Consider the following 15876-nt stretch of genomic DNA (forward strand, 5'->3'; position numbering starts at 1 on the left):
CTATTTTGCGTGCCAATATAGTTTTTAACAACCAGTTACGGACACTATTTAAGTGTAATTCCGAATATAGAATTAGGAAAAGAGGATTCATTGAGAAGAATTACGACAAATTTGGAGAAGTTTCAATGACTAAGAACGATTTACTATCTCGAATTTCCATTGATCGAAATATTTGTTTCGGTAAACCTTGCATTAAAGGTCATCGTATATGGGTTACTTTAATTCTCGACCTTCTTGCAAGTGGAGAAAAAATAGAGACGATTTTAGAAGAATATCCCGGTTTGGAACGAGAAGATATCCTAGCCTGTATTGCATACGCTGCGGAGATAACAAGAGATAGCTATGTAGAAATTCCTTTAGGATTGCAAAAGGAATCAAAAAAGTGAATATTAACGAAGCATACAAAATTACTCTCAAGCCTGTTTATTCCCAAACTGTCCCAACACCTGATGGGGTGAAATTACCTAAAGATTGGTCACTTTCTTGGCATCAAGCTGCAACTTTAGAAGCGTTGCGCGATCCAAATATTGATGTCGTGTTCAACACTGCGATGACTGGCGATGGTAAAAGTCTCGCGGCTTACCTAGAAGTTCTTCAGGGCGAATTTTCTGCAATCGGACTTTACCCAACCAACGAACTCGCCCGCGATCAAGAAACGCAGATTAGAGGATATGTTGAGAAATTTCAGCCAGAGAATCAGCCGCGTGTAGTGCGCCTCAGTGGGGCTGATTTAGAGATTTATGCAGAAAATGAAGGATTGAAAAAAGGGGCTGCGATCGTAACTCTCACTAACCAGAGAGAAGCTTTATTAACCAACCCTGATATTTTTCATTATTTGCATAGAGGCGCTTATATAATTCGTGGCGATAGTCCAGATAAGCTATGGGGCAGAATTGATAAAGATTTTGACTTGTTTATTTTTGATGAATTTCACGTTTTCGCAGCTCCCCAAATTGCTAGTGTGATTAACACAATGTTGTTAATTCGCTGTACAAATCGCCGTAAGAAATTTCTGTTTCTCTCAGCTACACCAGATACAAACTTAATTGGGAGATTAGAAAAAGCAGGATTTTGTTGTCAAGAAATTGATCCTCTAAAACAAAATAAATATCAGTTTCCCGATACACCAGAACAAGGACAGCAACTGCAAACACAAGGCTGGCGGCAGGTAGCACGGACAATTACGCTGAATTTTATTCCTTTGGAACTATCGTTTAAAGCTTCGGAAACCTGGCTAAAAGAAAATAGTGATTTGATTTTGGCTCAGTTTCAGCAGTATCCAGGAAGTAAAGGCGCAATCATCCTTAACTCAATTGCAGCAGTCAAACGCCTCACACAATTTTTTCGGAAAATATTACAGCCTTACGGATTGAAAATTGGAGAGAATACAGGGCTATCCGGAAAAGGAGAAAAGGAGCTAAGTCTTTCTGCTGACTTGGTTATTGGTACTAGTACAATTGATGTTGGAGTTGATTTTAAAATCAATTTTTTAATTTTTGAATCATCTGATGCAGGTAACTTTATCCAACGTTTAGGACGCTTAGGAAGGCATGATGAATATGAGAAAGATGGTCAAAAAATTAAGTTTGAAAATTTCACAGCTTTTTCTCTAGTTCCTAACTTTTTGGTAGAGCGCTTGTTTAAAGGGGATACTCCACCGTTAGAAATAAATAGCATTTGCGATCGCCCCTCTTTTCACAATACAATTACTGAGAATTATCGACAAATCAACGATTTTCGTGGTTATTATCGTCGTTGGGGGGCTGTGCAATCATTTCGGCTGTTTTATCAGTTGAGCGATCGCACAATTAAACAACAGTATGCCCAAAGCCGAGACAAGTTTCAAGAAGCCTGTGAACAAGTATTTGAAACTAGTCTGAAGTCTGCGGCTGGACGTGTTTCGGGATGGGCAAAAGATTGGCAAGCACTTTCTGGTAAATCAGCAAATCCCATTGCTGAGGATGCTGCTAATTTTCGAGGTTCAAGTCCTTTGCAATGTGGTTTATACGACTTAACAGAAGAAAACGAGGCAGATAGGTTTAAAACCTACGATTTACCGGGTATTTTGGGAAATTTAGAAATTGAAATGTGGACGGAAGGGGCATTTATACGGACACTCAAAGAAACCGCAGAACGCACTGGACAACCCATTGCCAAAGGTAGATTTGCTCATTGCCTAGCATTTATGAAGTTGCGTTCCTACCGAGAGGAACGGCTGAACTGGAAGTTTACCTATTCTGGAAACTTGCAGCCAATTGCTGACGCTTGGAAAGTTCAGGTTTTGACAGGTGTGGAAATTTGGCAACCTGACAACTATTGGGTTGGGGAAATTAACAAACACTTAAAAAAGGAAGGTTTGGTTTGTTACGTGATTCGCCATCCTCTTGCTGAAGTGCGGATGCGGCTAAGGCTACCGATGAATTTTCAGATTTATGGCATCAGCGATCAGTATAGCTTTCATGATGCTACTGCGCCCTATGCGATCGCTTTTGGTCACTCTGCACTGCTGCTGGATACGCTGGCTTACACGTTTAAAAGCAAAGGAGATGAGATATGGGTTGTTTGAAGTTTCAATCCCTGATAGGGATTTTAGTTGATTTATGACAAGAGCTTACGGTTTTAAGCACAGACTTATTCGTTTCAATCCCTAATAGGGATTTTAAAGGATTATTTTTTGTGCGCGTAAAGCTCTATGTATATAAGGATTTCATAAAAGGTTGAATAAGTCAACGCTTATCATTTGTTGAATAAGTCTGATCTTATATAAATGCTTGACAAGAGCTATCGCATTATGTAGCGTCAGATTATACAAATTGCTGAAGTCCCTATAAAACAAGCATTTGGGCTGAAGTATTTGTATGACAAAGTTTTTAAAGGAGGTGATAATCATGCTTGTCAAATTGACAAACCTTGAGCGACTAATTTCAGTTCTCAAAGATGGTAAGTGGCATTTAGGCGACGAACTAGCCGCTAAGGTTAGTTGGCGATTTGGACACACGGTGTTTGAAGCTCGCAAGAAAGGCTACTTAATTGAAAAGCGAAAAGTTGCTCATAACCAATTTCAATATCGGTTATTGGCAGCATAACTGATGCGATAGCTTATCTGGGGATTTCTCTAGCTAAATTAGAGAATCCCTATCTAAGAGGGAAGCTCATTAGCAGCTTGCGGTATTAAGGTCAGGCGTAGGTAGTCTCTATCCCCAACAGATTGAAAGCTGATGGTTGAGCGAGTCACTGGTAACACCAAATCTTAAAGCAATAAGTTTTAAAAAAGCTTCCCTCTTTCTTAGCATCACAGGAAATAGTTAATAAACTTAAACATTTTGAAGTTGAACTATGAACGAACAAAAACTTTTGGAAAGAATTACAATCAACCCCAAAATTTTTGGTGGTAAACCAATTATTCGAGGTCGTTGCCTTGCGGTTGAACATATTTTTGGGATGTTGGCGGCGGGAGATACTATCGAAACCTTGCTAGAAAATTATCCCTGGTTAGAACGGGAAGATATACAAGCCTGTTTGCTCTACTATGCGCGTCGGCTAGTTGGTGATGAATAAGTTGAACCTTTTCCGCTATGAGTAACCCCATTTCAGACAATTACAGACATTTGCTAATGGAAATAAAACAGCGTATTCGTTCAGCCCAGTACGAAGCACTAAAGGCAGTTAATCGGGAAATGATTAACCTCTACTGGGACATTGGACAGATAATTGTTACTCAACAGCAGGGCGCTAGTTGGGGAAAATCCGTAGTAGAACAGTTAGTAAAAGACTTACAAACAGAGTTTCCAGAAATTAGCGGATTTTCTGCTGCTAACCTCTGGCGGATGAGGCTTTTTTATGAATCATACGTCAACAATGAAAAACTCGCACCAATGGTGCGAGAAATTGGATGGAGTCACAATCTGGTCATTGTAGAGAAATGCAAAGATGACCTAGAACGAGAATTTTATATCAGAATGACTCGTAAATTTGGCTGGACAAAGAATGTTTTGATTCACCAAATTGAAAATCAAACCTATGAAAAAACTCTGTTAAATCAGACTAACTTTGATAAAATTGTTCCAACAGAAATCCGTAATCAATTAAAACTAGCTGTCAAAGATGAATATACTTTTGATTTCTTGGAACTAGCAGATGAACACAGTGAACGCCAGCTAGAACAGGCAATCTTAACAAGAGTTGAACCATTCTTGCAAGAAATGGGTGGGATATTTGCTTTTATAGGTAGTCAATATCGGCTACAAATTGATGAAGAGGAATATTTTATAGATATTTTATTATATCATCGCCGCTTAAAGTGTTTGGTAGCGATAGAACTTAAAATTGGTAACTTTTTACCTGAATATGTAGGCAAGATGCAGTTTTATTTAGCTGTTTTAGATGACACAGTAAAGCTACCTGATGAAAATCCTTCCATTGGGATTATTCTTTGCAAGTCTAAGCAGAGAACGATTGTTGAATATGCGTTGAAGGAATCTAATAAACCAATTGGTGTAGGAACTTATCAAGTGGTTTCAACATTGCCTCAAGAATTAAAAAATCAGCTTCCGGCTCCAGAGCAAGTTGCCAAATTACTGGAAGGATTTGAATAGAATTATAAAGTGAGCTAATAAATGTTGACGATTATTTATCCGTATGGAGAATCATCAAATGCAAAACAATACACCGACAATTGCAGAGTTACAAGAACTTTCCTTACAAATACCAGAAAAAATTCCTTACTTAAAAATGTTAATTTTGTTTGGTTCTAGAGCTACCGGTAACACTCACGCGAAAAGTGACTGGGATTTTGCAGTTTTGTGCGATCTAGAACAACGTGAAGCTTATGTAAAAAATAATAGCTTCCTTTGGTTTGAATTACCTATAGTTCTTGGCGAACTATTAAAATTAAATTCTGATCAAATTGACGTTGTAGAACTTAATCAATGCTCTGAACTAATATCACATTTTGTTGCTCGTGATGGGAAGCTTTTGTATGAAGATAATCTAGGAGAATTTGAAAAATTTAAACAAAGATCGCTACTGAGTAATTCAGAGCTTAAAAAAATTGAAAATATTAACCGACAACATATTGAACAGTTTCTCCAAAGGTGGGGTGTATGACCAAGATAGATACTGTGATTGTCACAACTAGGTTGGATTTTATTGCTCGTTATCTTGATAATCTCAAAAGATTTGAGCAAATTAGTTTAGATGATTACCTGCTTGACTTTGATACTCAACTAATTACCGAGAGACTTTTACAATTAATGGCTCAAGCAGCCATAGATATCAACGACCATATATTATCTAAGCTAAATCCAGGTAAGTCAGAAACCAACTTTAATTCTTTTATTATTCTTGGTCAATACAGTGTAATTACTGTTGAATTAGCCAGACAAATAGCACCATCATCAGGATTAAGGAATCGTCTTGTACATGAATATGACGAGATAGATCCACGGCAAGTTTTTAAAGCTATCAGTTTGGCATTACAACAATATCCGCTTTATGTGCGCCAAGTTAGTTCTTATTTAAATTCATTGAGTCAAGAAGATGGCTAAAAAAAATAAAACTTCAGATGAGTATCAACAATTATCACTCTTAGAAACAGAAAATTATGTAAATTCTGAAGTAGTAGATGATGATTGGTTATCGGGGGATTTTGGATTTGATGGTGATTCTTCAGACCGCACTATTGAAACTGAAGGCGAGTTACTAACACTCAAGCTATTACGAGAAGCAATTGAAGCTCAAAATCCAGATGATAAGGTAATGGCAGACTTTGCCAAGTATGTTTTACCAAATCTATTGCGTATAGCAATTGGTGTAACGGCGAAAGGCGGTAAGTTTTTTGATGAAATTGACCAACAGCGAGAAGCTGAAGGAAAAACTAAAGTCAGACGAGATAACGCTGCTGATCAATCGCTTAATACTCACTTACTCAATGGATTATTCCCAGCAAATTTAATTGAGAAACGTTTAGAAAAACTCAATACCACAGTGCAGCGAGTGGTGAAAGAGCGAGAACGGCGTTTGGTAATTGCTGGATTTATTTTACATGATTTTGAAAAGTTTCCTGATGTACCTGAAAACTGTCGCAAACTACCGCTAACAGAACATCGTGAAATTATTGATAAAAAAGTTCACCAGTTAGGACTAGATAACTTTATAAATCCAGAAAATCCTGATGCTTATCGAGAGTATCTAGATGATTTGTTGTGCATGGCTTATAATGCTCAACGTCGCTGGGATACTAACTGGAATTTTTCTGAATTCGGGTTGAATCCTCTCCTCAAAGACCGTACCCTTCGCAGTTTATCTGATTTAACTTGTTTGGCTGATTCTCTTGCCTCAATCGTTAAACATCCCCAGGATGCAGAACATCCTAGACTCAAAGAAATCATCCACAGCCTCAGTGATGGACAATTAAAATTTACCTATCACAGCATTGCTGAGAATCGTGGTGTTTTAACTAATGTGGTGAATAATGCTTTAATTCAGGCTCATACTAGTCTCAATACTGATGAGCATACCTACTATGAACCTTTGTTATATCTGCCGACAGGCGTAATATACTTGGCTTCGCGCAATGCTCCAGCTATCTCGCCGGAAGATTTACCTGACCGTGTAGTGAACAGTATTAAATCGCTTTGTGCCGGTCAATTACGCCTCAGACAAACAGGATTTGGTAGAGATGGCAAGGGTATGAAATATGCCGAATATTACAACTTATTTTTTGATGATATAGGCTTGATGAAAGTAGCTTTAGATGCTACATTACGCATCTTAAACCCTAATAAAGGCTCTGTTGCTAAAAGTCGCAGCGAAAATCTGAATAAGTTTCAGCAACAAAATGTTTTATCTGCTGATTATGACTTCAAATTTGAAGACGATATCCGCATTGACCAAATAGCAGAGTTTGGTGATTTAGTTAGCCGTAAGATTTGGGAAGAGACAGTTAATCGCGTTGATTCTGCTCGTAAGAAAGATAAAAAACTGCCAGCAGTTCCCGATTTTGATTTAACTCACAAAGTTGCAGAATTTTGGAATTTAGCAGAATGTTTACCCCAAATTAGAGAAGTTCAACGCATTAATGAAAGTCTCAAAGAAAACAAGTTAAAAGGGAATACTGGAGGAGTACCTTATGAATGGTATTATCTGGCGGCTAAATATTTAGAACATCATCCAGGAATTGAAGATATACGCCAACCTTGTCAGCAAGTCATTGGCTATTTGACAACCTTAATTTCTCCGATAATTTCTCAGTATGAATTGCCTGATGGTTGGGATGATTTAAGACTTTGGGTAAAACGAGTTGTGATGTTACCAGGAACTAATCAAGAGCCATCTGTTAAAACTCAAGTTGAAACATTCTTAGATGAGTTAAGTAATTACAATGCTGCGAAAAAAGCAGGGCGAGGGAAACAATTAATCTGCTCAATTTCTCATTCTGCTTACACGGTTACTGAGCAAATGGAATCAGCAGTTTTATTTACACCTCAAGTTTATACAAACAAGCAAATGTTAGGAGGTTCTAACGCTAAACGCAATATCTCCAGTATTGCAGGTGTGGAGATGATGTTGAGGCAAATATTAATGAATCAAACTCAAGCTGTAGGTAAGCGATTTGAAGATGGTAAATATCGCTATCTCTACTTTTATCCTACTTATTACTTTACTCCAGAGACTAATAAGTTTTTGCAGAAAGCATACAATGGTATTGCTCAAACTCGCTTTGATACCAGCGTTCGCAATCATTTTATCAGTAAGGATTTACAGGCGGACTTGGGGCGCGATCGCTACCAAAGTGTAGATGGTTTCTTAATTGATGAAAACCTCCAACGTGACAAAGACCGCACCTTTAAGCTTTCCTATCCTGAAGACCAGCCTTTAACATTTTACTTCATGGCACTTCCCCCAGGAAGAGACAGCACCGATACAGAATCTTGGGTAATGCCAACTTGGTTAGCGTTTGCTTTCCCGATGATTTTAGATGTTAAAACTGTGGTTTCAGAGTCACCGATTCCACCTTTTAATGATGGGGCTGAATTTGAGGAAAGCGTTTTCCTTGATAGTGCGCCTCATGCTTTCCGCGCTTTAGTAAGGCGCGATCGCTTCCGTCTTGACTACATCCTCGAAGGCTGGAACGAAAACGGTATTCAATACCCAGCACCTTTAAATGTGCTTACCGCCGCTTATGCCATTCATTTAGATGTGAATGCACGACAGGGTAAGTCTGGTTACGATGCCAACTGGGGGAGATTTACAGAACTGGCTAAAGATTTTGAAACCAGTCCGTTGTACGTCTTTTCTTATCTCAATCGCTGGGTGCGTAACCAGGGTTCGGAAACAGCGCGAATCGAGAAAATTAGGCTTTATGCCTACCATTTTTATCCTTGTTTTGACCCTTATGTGAAATATGACACTAATATGGAGCAATTAATTGTGGGAGAAGCATCAAGTCTCAATCATCCTAAGAAATTAACAGATTTATACCGCAGATTTTACCGAGCTAATAAACGTTATAATCCTAAGTCTAATGCTGTGTTGAAACCAGTTGATATTGCGGCTGAAACTATACTCAAAGCTGAGTCAAGTGTGTTTCAGGGAGAAACATTAGTTGCGGCTGTTGCAGCAGAAGTTTTTAAACTCATGGATCGCGTTCATTCTTCTACTGCTGAAGGACGTTGGATTATGAGCAAACGAGAAGAAGAACGGCAAGCTGTTTTAGATTTTGCCAAGTATTTTGTAGTGGAGGTATTTGATAACGCATTTGCAGGCGATCGCGCTCGTTTGGCAGGTCGTCAACTCAACTTAATTCGAGATACCTGTGAATTTCTTTATCGTCTTGAAGATGATAAAGAAAATGCAGGTAAAAATGAAAAATCTGCGGAAATAGATAACGAGAATGAGTAGGGATTTTTCCTTAGCATTTTTGCTGGAAAGGTAAACAATTAGGAAATAATTTTTTGGAGATAATCATGGCAATTTTAAAAACTATTGAATCTAAATTCTTTCAAACTGAGATTCCTTACAAACCAATGGGTAAATATGTTCATTTCTTAACTATTCGCATTACTGAATCTTATCCTCTATTTCAGACAGATGCAGAACTGAATAAAGCACGGGTAAGAGCAGGAGTTAAAGACAAAACCACAATTAGCCGTTTGTCAATGTTCAAGCGCAAACAGTCTACTCCAGAGCGTTTAGTTGGTCGGGAATTGCTGCGTAATTATGGATTAATGACTGCTGAAGAATGCGAATACAACGTGAATTTTGCAATGGATAATCCTGATTGCATCATTTACGGATTTGCTATTGGTGACTCTGGTTCTGAAAAATCAAAAGTTGTGGTAGATACGGCATTTTCAATTACAGCTTTTGATGAATCACACGAAACTTTCACCCTTAACGCTCCTTATGAAAATGGCACAATGGCTTCCAAAGGTGAAAATGGTTCTAAACCTGGTGAAGTTACCAGTCGAATTAATCAGCAAGACCATATTAGACCGCAAGTTTTCTTTCCTAGTATTGTCACCTTGAAAGACCCCACTGAAGCTAGCTTCCTTTACGTTTTTAATAACATTCTCCGAACTCGTCATTATGGAGCGCAAACCACCCGTACAGGCCGCGTCAGAAATGAGTTGATTGGTGTTGTATTTGCAGATGGAGAAATTACTAGTAACCTGCGTTGGACTCAAGCAATATATGACCAAATGAAATCTAATAATACTATAAATCCTCCCGATCCACTAGATGAAGATGATGTAATCACTGCTGCAAAAAATGCTATTGAGGCGTTAATGGCTGATGAGTTTATTGTTCACACAGATTTCATTGGTGATGCTTTTGTATCCCTAATTAATGAAGTAAAAACTTTAACAGGAAGTGAGAAAGGTATTCAGGCAATTTTGCAGAAGGCTGATGCAGAAGCTAAGGATTATGCCAAGAAGCATATTAGCAAGAAGAAAACTGCTGCTAAAGCGGGGAAAGAGTAATGGTGTTTATTTATCGCTGTCAATTAGAATTGCATGACAGCCTTTATTATGCCACGCGTGAAATCGGGAGATTATACGAAACAGAGCCAATAATTCACAATTACGCTCTCTGTTATGCACTGGGTTTAGTTGATAGCCAAATCTACTCTACTACCGTTGCTGAAGAACATTCCTATCGCTATTTTTGCCCCGAACAAGTGCCAAAATATGAGGAACATTTAACACCCCTAAACCATCAGAAAATATATGTAACTCCGGCGCGTTCTATAAGACATTCTGCGATTCTCAATACATGGAAGTATGCTAACAACAACTATCATGTGGAGATGGAGAAAACGCAGAAAAATATCCCTAGTTTTGGGAGAGCCAAAGAAATAGCACCAGAAAGTCAATTTGAGTTTTTTGTGATTTCCCAAAAAGAACTCAAATTACCAAAATGGCTTCGCTTGGGTAAGTGGATGAGTAAAGCTGAGTTGACAGTTGAGCAACTACCTAAACCTCAAAATGCTGAAGGTTTATTCACCTGCAAACATCCCTTAAATCCTTTAGATGTGATGTTTACTAATCAAGTGATTAGCTACGATGTGGTGAATATGCCTCCAGTTAGTTTAATTCAGAATGTGCAAATGCGAGGGCAATATTACCAATTTACTGAGATGAAAGACATCAAAATTCCGGCTCGAATGGCTTATCATTTTCGTAGTTAATAATTACTGTGCGATCGCTTGTGAAACACTATCAGCAACAACCCAACGCCTTCCCCAGCGATTATCTCAGCCACTTGTGGGGAGAAATCCATGCTTGTCCTTACTTTGCAATCAACAACCTCAACCGCGACTTTGTGGGGACTAAGGGATTTTCTGTGGTGTTTGTGCGATCGCACCTCTCTACAGTAGAACAACAGTTCCCCTACTTCAAACCTTACCTAGATTTAGCTCTCCAGCCTAACTGTAACGCTTTCTACCTCAATCCTTTACTACTCAAGGAAGGCTCTCGCGTTGATCCGCATATCGATCGCTCTCTGCGTTCCTACTGCAAAACCATAGAACCGCCTACCCTTGTGAGTGTTCTATATGTGCGTGTACCTCTCAACATGGAAGGGGGAGAATTGATACTCAAAGCACACAAACGCCAACTTGGACAAGTTAAGCCGCAAATGAATACTTTACTCTACTTTCAAGGTGACTTAACCCATGCTGTCAACCCTGTCAAAACCCCAGGATATCGTCTGAGTTTGGTTTGCGAACAGTATAGTTTAAGTGATGTAGAACTCCAGGAAATCCCACCCTTTACAGTAGAGTCGCGGGTTGCTCAGTCTACAACAAAAAAACGCAAATAGGCTTTTGAATTTTGAATTTTGAATTATTATATGCCTCATAGCCTGATTCTCAACCTACTTCCCCAGTCTCCCATCTACCCCCAATTCCTCACAGGTAGACACTACCATGCTCTATTCCTCACCCTAGTTAGTTCTGTTGATCCAGCCTTGGGGGAATATCTGCACAATTCCAAGGCGGATAAAGCCTTTACCCTCTCACCCCTACAAATACAACAACGAACAAAACCACATCACCACAGCTTGCAATTGAGTCATCAAAAACCCATCCCGGCTGGAACTCCCTGCTGGTGGCGTGTTTCTCTACTAGATGACACCTTATTTAGTAAGCTAACTCCACTGTGGCTAAATCTCAACCCTGAACACCCTTGGCATTTAGGGTCAGCCAACTTGTATATTACCAGCATTCAAGGCACACCCCAATCAATGCAACCCTGGGCGAATGCTTGCAGCTATGCTCAATTATATGCACAAGCCAGCGAGAGCGATCGCGCCTTAAACTTCCTCTTCGCCACCCCCGTAGCCTTCCGCCAAGGGACATACGATACATTTTTACCCACTAGAGAATGTATCTTTAACAGTCTTCTTAGCCGTTGGCAAAAATATAGTGGAATTGAACTCAGCAATATATCATTTGAATCAATTTATCCCAGTTCTTTTAATATTAATACCGAAATAGTCCGCAACTACGACAGCAAATTTATAGGGTGCATTGGTGAAATTAGCTATCGCATTTTAGGAGAAATTGAACCAAATACAATTAAACAAATTAACGCTTTAGCTGACTTCGCCTTATATGCAGGAATCGGGCGAAAAACAACAATGGGAATGGGAATGGTAGTAAGAAGGTGACAGGGGACAGGTGACAGGTGACAGGGGGGATATTAGGAAGGGGATAGGTTAGAGGTAATAGATAGCTGGGAATACTACTTATATAGAAATCCTAAATTTGGGATATCTAGAACATTCTCATGGCTATAACCTGTCGCCTGTAACCTATTATGAAAATCGAATCACATCGAGATTTAATTGTGTGGCAGAAATCAATGGATATGGTGGTTCAAATATATCAATTAACTAACACTTTTCCAAGTACAGAAACTTATCGAATTACGTCACAAATTACTCGTGCAGCAGTATCTGTTCCTGCAAATATCGCGGAAGGTCATGCACGCGGGGGAAGCAAAAATGATTATGCCCATTTTCTGGCAATATCTAAAGGCTCATTAATGGAAACAGAAACTTTTTTGATGCTTGCAGTACGGCTCAACTATCTAACTCCAGATCAAGCTAATCCAACATTATGTCTGATTACAGAAATCAGCAAAATGCTAACCTCTCTTCGTTATCGAATATTAAAGAGCTAATGACTAATCTACATATCACTAATCTGTCACCTGTCACCTGTAACCTGTCACCTGAAGATTACATTTCCATCGCAGCCTTAAACCAATATGCCTATTGTCCTCATCGCTGCTGGCGGATGTTTTGTGCTGGAGAATTTATTGATAATCAATACACAATTGAAGGGACAAGTTTACATGAACGAGTTCATACAGTTGGGGAAATAAATCGTGAGGATACTTGGCAAGTTCGCGCAATTTGGTTGAAATCTGACAAGTATAAACTAATAGGTAAATCAGATTTAATTGAAGCCGAAAACGGTGAATATTATCCCATCGAATACAAGCGGGGACGTAAAGGTGAATGGGATAATGATGAAATGCAAGTCTGCGCTCAAGCCTTGTGTTTAGAAGAAATGACAGGCAAAACTATCAACACAGGCTACATTTATTATGCTCATTCACACCAACGTCAGTTAGTAGAAATTAATCAAGAATTACGTCAAACTGCGATTTCTATTATTGCATCTGTGCAGCAATTACTATTTACAGGTTTGATGCCAACACCTATTAAAACTAAACGTTGTGATGGTTGCAGTCTTTACGCTTCATGTTTACCACAAGCAATTGATAAAGTTAGGCGTTATCAAGAAATCTAGGTGATAGGGGACAGGTGACAGGGGACAGGAAAGAGAATGGACTTTCTTAAAATTTGTTGTTTGCAACTGAATTAGGAAACATACTATGGGAACAGTTTACATTACTCAAGATGATGCTTTTATCGGTAAAATTGATGAGCGTCTTAACGTCAGGTTTGATAAAAAGACAATTTTAGATATCCCACTTTTAAAAATTGATGGGGTTGTAGTTTTAGGACGTGCGACTGTTTCACCGGCTGTAATTTCAGAATTACTGGAACGTCACATTACATTAACATTTCTGACTGATACAGGTCGTTATTTGGGACAATTACAGCCAGAGGTTACTAAGAATATATTTGTTCGCAAGGCGCAATGGCAAGCGGCTGGAGAATCACCCCAAGCTATTCATTTGGTACAAAGTTTTGTCAGAGGTAAACTGAAAAATTACCGTCATTTATTGCTGCGTCGCCAGCGAGAAACTACAGATTTAGATTTATCCAAGAATATTACTCGCATTGAGCAGGCGATCGCACCAATTGACACAACACATAATATAGATTCCCTGCGAGGCTTGGAAGGTGCTGGTAGTGCGGCTTATTTTGGTTGCTTTAATGAAATTATTCGCGTCATGGAATTTGAATTTACTCACCGTAACCGCCGTCCACCTAAAGACCCCGTGAATTCCTTACTCAGCTTTGGCTATGCTTTGCTGCGTCATGATGTCCAAGGTGCAGTTAATATTGTTGGTTTTGACCCCTATTTAGGTTATTTGCATTGTGAACGTTATGGTAGACCATCTCTAGCACTAGATTTAATGGAAGAATTTCGTCCTATAGTCGTTGATGCGGTGGTGTTATCTGCATTAAATAAACGCTTGTTGACACCTACGGATTTTGTCACAGAACCTTTGAGTGGTGCAGTTTCCCTGATTCCTGAAGCGCGAAAAACATTTTTGAAGTTATATCAACAGAAGAAGCTTTCGGAATTTAAACATCCAGTGTTAGGACGCAAATGTACTTACCAAGAAGCCTTTGAATTGCAAGCTCGATTAATGTCTAAATATCTCATGGGTGAAACGGAAAAGTACCCTCCTTTGGTTTTGAAGTAAGTAACGCGATGTGCAACTTATTCTTCATACCCCTCTCCAAACCTCTCCCCTAAAAGGAGAGAGGCTTTAATTTTTACTCCCCTTCCCTGGTAGGGAAGGGGTTGGGGGTTAGGTTTGAGAGAAAATTGCACACGGCATTAAGTATAAGGGGAATGGAGACTGGTATTTTTACTCAGCACTCATTACTTAAAAGGTAGACAGTAGAGATGAATGTTGTTATTTCTTACGATATTTCAGAAGACAAGCGGCGTACCAAAATCCACAAGATCCTCAAGTCTTACGGGCAGTGGGTGCAGTATAGTATATTTGAATGTCAGCTAAATGATACACAGTATGCTAAACTGCGATCGCGCCTCAATAAGTTGATTAAAAGCGATACCGACAGCATCCGTTTTTATTTCTTATGTGCTTGCTGCTTTGGTAAGGTTGAACGTATCGGCGGCGAACCAGTCCGCGATGACACCATTTTCTTTGCCGAATGCGCGGATGGGTAGGTGTTGAAAAAGCAGTTTCTACAAAAATGGTTGCAACTCTCTCTGTATAAGACTTTCAACGATTAACTCATGCTAAAATACCCGCGCTCCTTATATAGACTGACTTTCAGCCATTTTTATCTTGCTGTTTGGCGATCGCTTGTGTTATCATTCCACTATCCGCGATTCCGTACCTTGAAAACTTCATATAGCTTGCCTTTCAGCCTTCCGCAATTGCAATTTCATTAACTCCCTATCAGGGATTGAAACAAAGGTTGATTCACTTTGAGAAACCGAACCGCCTTCACCATTGCAATTTCATTAACTCCCTATCAGGGATTGAAACTGAATACTATTGTAACACAAGCATTCAAAGAGTGCAAATTGCAATTTCATTAACTCCCTATCAGGGATTGAAACCGGTTTCTTTCAAAGCAGTGTATTTCTACTATTGCTTATTGCAATTTCATTAACTCCCTATCAGGGATTGAAACCAGTTTTTAGGTACTGTTTCCTGGTCTAATTGGTCATTGCAATTTCATTAACTCCCTATCAGGGATTGAAACGCTTCTTTAAGTTTTTCTTAGTGGCGATTGCCATTGCAATTTCATTAACTCCCTATCAGGGATTGAAACCTACTTGTGGTATATCTGTGCAGTAGTAAAAAAGTGAACGAATTGCAATTTCATTAACTCCCTATCAGGGATTGAAACAAAAACATGGCTGAGTTTGATACTCTCATGAACACATTGCAATTTCATTAACTCCCTATCAGGGATTGAAACGAGTTGCAAGGTATGGGTAAGCCTGTGACTCAGAAATTGCAATTTCATTAACTCCCTATCAGGGATTGAAACGTAAGAAAGACTGCAACGTAATTGAGTGCAGGACATTGCAATTTCATTAACTCCCTATCAGGGATTGAAACAGGGTAATGCTCAGGGCGAACGCATCTAAATATTAAGGAGCGATAATCAAGGTGGAATTCGCCA

Annotated in this window: 16 protein-coding genes and 1 CRISPR repeat array; all 16 genes read left to right on the forward strand. The window is 39.1% G+C overall.

All coding sequences use genetic code 11. From position 1 onward, the window contains the following. Positions 1–125: 125 nt before the first annotated feature. The gene (locus tag ACM0OR_RS16800; RefSeq protein ID WP_414577536.1) at positions 126–386 is read left to right on the forward strand and encodes a DUF433 domain-containing protein; all 261 of its coding nucleotides are present in this window, start codon (positions 126–128) and stop codon (positions 384–386) included. A 2-nt stretch (positions 387–388) separates the two neighbouring features. Next, positions 389–2566: a type I-D CRISPR-associated helicase Cas3' gene (cas3, locus tag ACM0OR_RS16805; RefSeq protein WP_414577557.1), complete on the forward strand. Its 2178-nt coding sequence runs from the start codon at positions 389–391 to the stop codon at positions 2564–2566. A gap of 322 nt (positions 2567–2888) precedes the next feature. Further along, the gene (locus tag ACM0OR_RS16810) at positions 2889–3086 is read left to right on the forward strand and encodes a hypothetical protein (RefSeq protein ID WP_109012385.1); all 198 of its coding nucleotides are present in this window, start codon (positions 2889–2891) and stop codon (positions 3084–3086) included. A gap of 250 nt (positions 3087–3336) precedes the next feature. Beyond that, positions 3337–3558, forward strand: a complete 222-nt coding sequence (locus ACM0OR_RS16815) for a DUF433 domain-containing protein (protein ID WP_414577539.1) — start codon at positions 3337–3339, stop codon at positions 3556–3558. 17 nt (positions 3559–3575) lie between these two features. Beyond that, positions 3576–4595 carry a PDDEXK nuclease domain-containing protein gene (locus tag ACM0OR_RS16820; protein ID WP_414577540.1) on the forward strand — a complete coding sequence of 340 codons (1020 nt, stop codon included), beginning with the start codon at positions 3576–3578 and terminating at the stop codon, positions 4593–4595. Positions 4596–4653: 58 nt separating this feature from the next. Then, the gene (gene mntA, locus ACM0OR_RS16825; RefSeq protein ID WP_414577542.1) at positions 4654–5106 is read left to right on the forward strand and encodes a type VII toxin-antitoxin system MntA family adenylyltransferase antitoxin; all 453 of its coding nucleotides are present in this window, start codon (positions 4654–4656) and stop codon (positions 5104–5106) included. After that, a complete protein-coding gene (hepT, locus tag ACM0OR_RS16830; protein ID WP_214439767.1) occupies positions 5103–5546 on the forward strand; it encodes a type VII toxin-antitoxin system HepT family RNase toxin in 444 nt (147 codons plus the stop codon). Before mntA ends, hepT begins: the two co-directional genes overlap by 4 nt. Then, the gene (gene cas10d / locus ACM0OR_RS16835) at positions 5539–8901 is read left to right on the forward strand and encodes a type I-D CRISPR-associated protein Cas10d/Csc3 (protein ID WP_414577544.1); all 3363 of its coding nucleotides are present in this window, start codon (positions 5539–5541) and stop codon (positions 8899–8901) included. The genes hepT and cas10d overlap by 8 nt, the downstream gene beginning before the upstream one ends. Positions 8902–8966: 65 nt before the next feature. After that, on the forward strand, positions 8967–9983 hold the full coding sequence (cas7d, locus tag ACM0OR_RS16840) for a type I-D CRISPR-associated protein Cas7/Csc2 (RefSeq protein ID WP_414577546.1): 1017 nt from the start codon (positions 8967–8969) through the stop codon (positions 9981–9983). Further along, positions 9983–10690 carry a type I-D CRISPR-associated protein Cas5/Csc1 gene (cas5d, locus tag ACM0OR_RS16845; protein ID WP_414577547.1) on the forward strand — a complete coding sequence of 236 codons (708 nt, stop codon included), beginning with the start codon at positions 9983–9985 and terminating at the stop codon, positions 10688–10690. The genes cas7d and cas5d overlap by 1 nt, the downstream gene beginning before the upstream one ends. 20 nt (positions 10691–10710) lie before the next feature. Next, positions 10711–11322: a 2OG-Fe(II) oxygenase gene (locus tag ACM0OR_RS16850; RefSeq protein ID WP_237990531.1), complete on the forward strand. Its 612-nt coding sequence runs from the start codon at positions 10711–10713 to the stop codon at positions 11320–11322. A gap of 30 nt (positions 11323–11352) precedes the next feature. After that, a complete protein-coding gene (gene cas6 / locus ACM0OR_RS16855) occupies positions 11353–12171 on the forward strand; it encodes a CRISPR-associated endoribonuclease Cas6 (protein ID WP_414577549.1) in 819 nt (272 codons plus the stop codon). 149 nt (positions 12172–12320) lie between these two features. Then, on the forward strand, positions 12321–12686 hold the full coding sequence (locus ACM0OR_RS16860) for a four helix bundle protein (RefSeq protein WP_414577551.1): 366 nt from the start codon (positions 12321–12323) through the stop codon (positions 12684–12686). Then, entirely contained in the window at positions 12686–13321 is a 636-nt protein-coding gene (gene cas4 / locus ACM0OR_RS16865) for a CRISPR-associated protein Cas4 (RefSeq protein WP_414577553.1), read from the forward strand. The genes ACM0OR_RS16860 and cas4 overlap by 1 nt, the downstream gene beginning before the upstream one ends. An 85-nt stretch (positions 13322–13406) precedes the next feature. Next, on the forward strand, positions 13407–14411 hold the full coding sequence (gene cas1d, locus ACM0OR_RS16870) for a type I-D CRISPR-associated endonuclease Cas1d (RefSeq protein ID WP_414577554.1): 1005 nt from the start codon (positions 13407–13409) through the stop codon (positions 14409–14411). A 206-nt stretch (positions 14412–14617) separates the two neighbouring features. Then, complete coding sequence (gene cas2 / locus ACM0OR_RS16875) at positions 14618–14905, forward strand: CRISPR-associated endonuclease Cas2 (RefSeq protein WP_414577556.1); 288 nt, start codon at positions 14618–14620, stop codon at positions 14903–14905. Positions 14906–15117: 212 nt separating this feature from the next. Continuing rightward, positions 15118–15812: a CRISPR direct-repeat array (repeat unit 37 nt; unit sequence ATTGCAATTTCATTAACTCCCTATCAGGGATTGAAAC). Positions 15813–15876: the final 64 nt, after the last annotated feature.

It is taken from the genome of Anabaena sp. CCY 9402-a (assembly GCF_963920945.1).
In the GTDB taxonomy this organism is placed as follows: Bacteria; Cyanobacteriota; Cyanobacteriia; order Cyanobacteriales; family Nostocaceae; genus Trichormus; species Trichormus minutissimus.

Coding starts and splice junctions, on each gene's coding strand:
- ACM0OR_RS16820 (WP_414577540.1), top strand. CDS start 3,576: ATGAGTAACCCCATTTCAGACAATTACAGACATTTGCTAATGGAAATA.
- cas5d (WP_414577547.1), top strand. CDS start 9,983: ATGGTGTTTATTTATCGCTGTCAATTAGAATTGCATGACAGCCTTTAT.
- ACM0OR_RS16810 (WP_109012385.1), top strand. CDS start 2,889: ATGCTTGTCAAATTGACAAACCTTGAGCGACTAATTTCAGTTCTCAAA.
- cas6 (WP_414577549.1), top strand. CDS start 11,353: ATGCCTCATAGCCTGATTCTCAACCTACTTCCCCAGTCTCCCATCTAC.
- ACM0OR_RS16860 (WP_414577551.1), top strand. CDS start 12,321: ATGAAAATCGAATCACATCGAGATTTAATTGTGTGGCAGAAATCAATG.
- hepT (WP_214439767.1), top strand. CDS start 5,103: ATGACCAAGATAGATACTGTGATTGTCACAACTAGGTTGGATTTTATT.
- cas10d (WP_414577544.1), top strand. CDS start 5,539: ATGGCTAAAAAAAATAAAACTTCAGATGAGTATCAACAATTATCACTC.
- ACM0OR_RS16815 (WP_414577539.1), top strand. CDS start 3,337: ATGAACGAACAAAAACTTTTGGAAAGAATTACAATCAACCCCAAAATT.
- ACM0OR_RS16800 (WP_414577536.1), top strand. CDS start 126: ATGACTAAGAACGATTTACTATCTCGAATTTCCATTGATCGAAATATT.
- cas7d (WP_414577546.1), top strand. CDS start 8,967: ATGGCAATTTTAAAAACTATTGAATCTAAATTCTTTCAAACTGAGATT.
- cas2 (WP_414577556.1), top strand. CDS start 14,618: ATGAATGTTGTTATTTCTTACGATATTTCAGAAGACAAGCGGCGTACC.
- cas4 (WP_414577553.1), top strand. CDS start 12,686: ATGACTAATCTACATATCACTAATCTGTCACCTGTCACCTGTAACCTG.
- cas1d (WP_414577554.1), top strand. CDS start 13,407: ATGGGAACAGTTTACATTACTCAAGATGATGCTTTTATCGGTAAAATT.
- mntA (WP_414577542.1), top strand. CDS start 4,654: ATGCAAAACAATACACCGACAATTGCAGAGTTACAAGAACTTTCCTTA.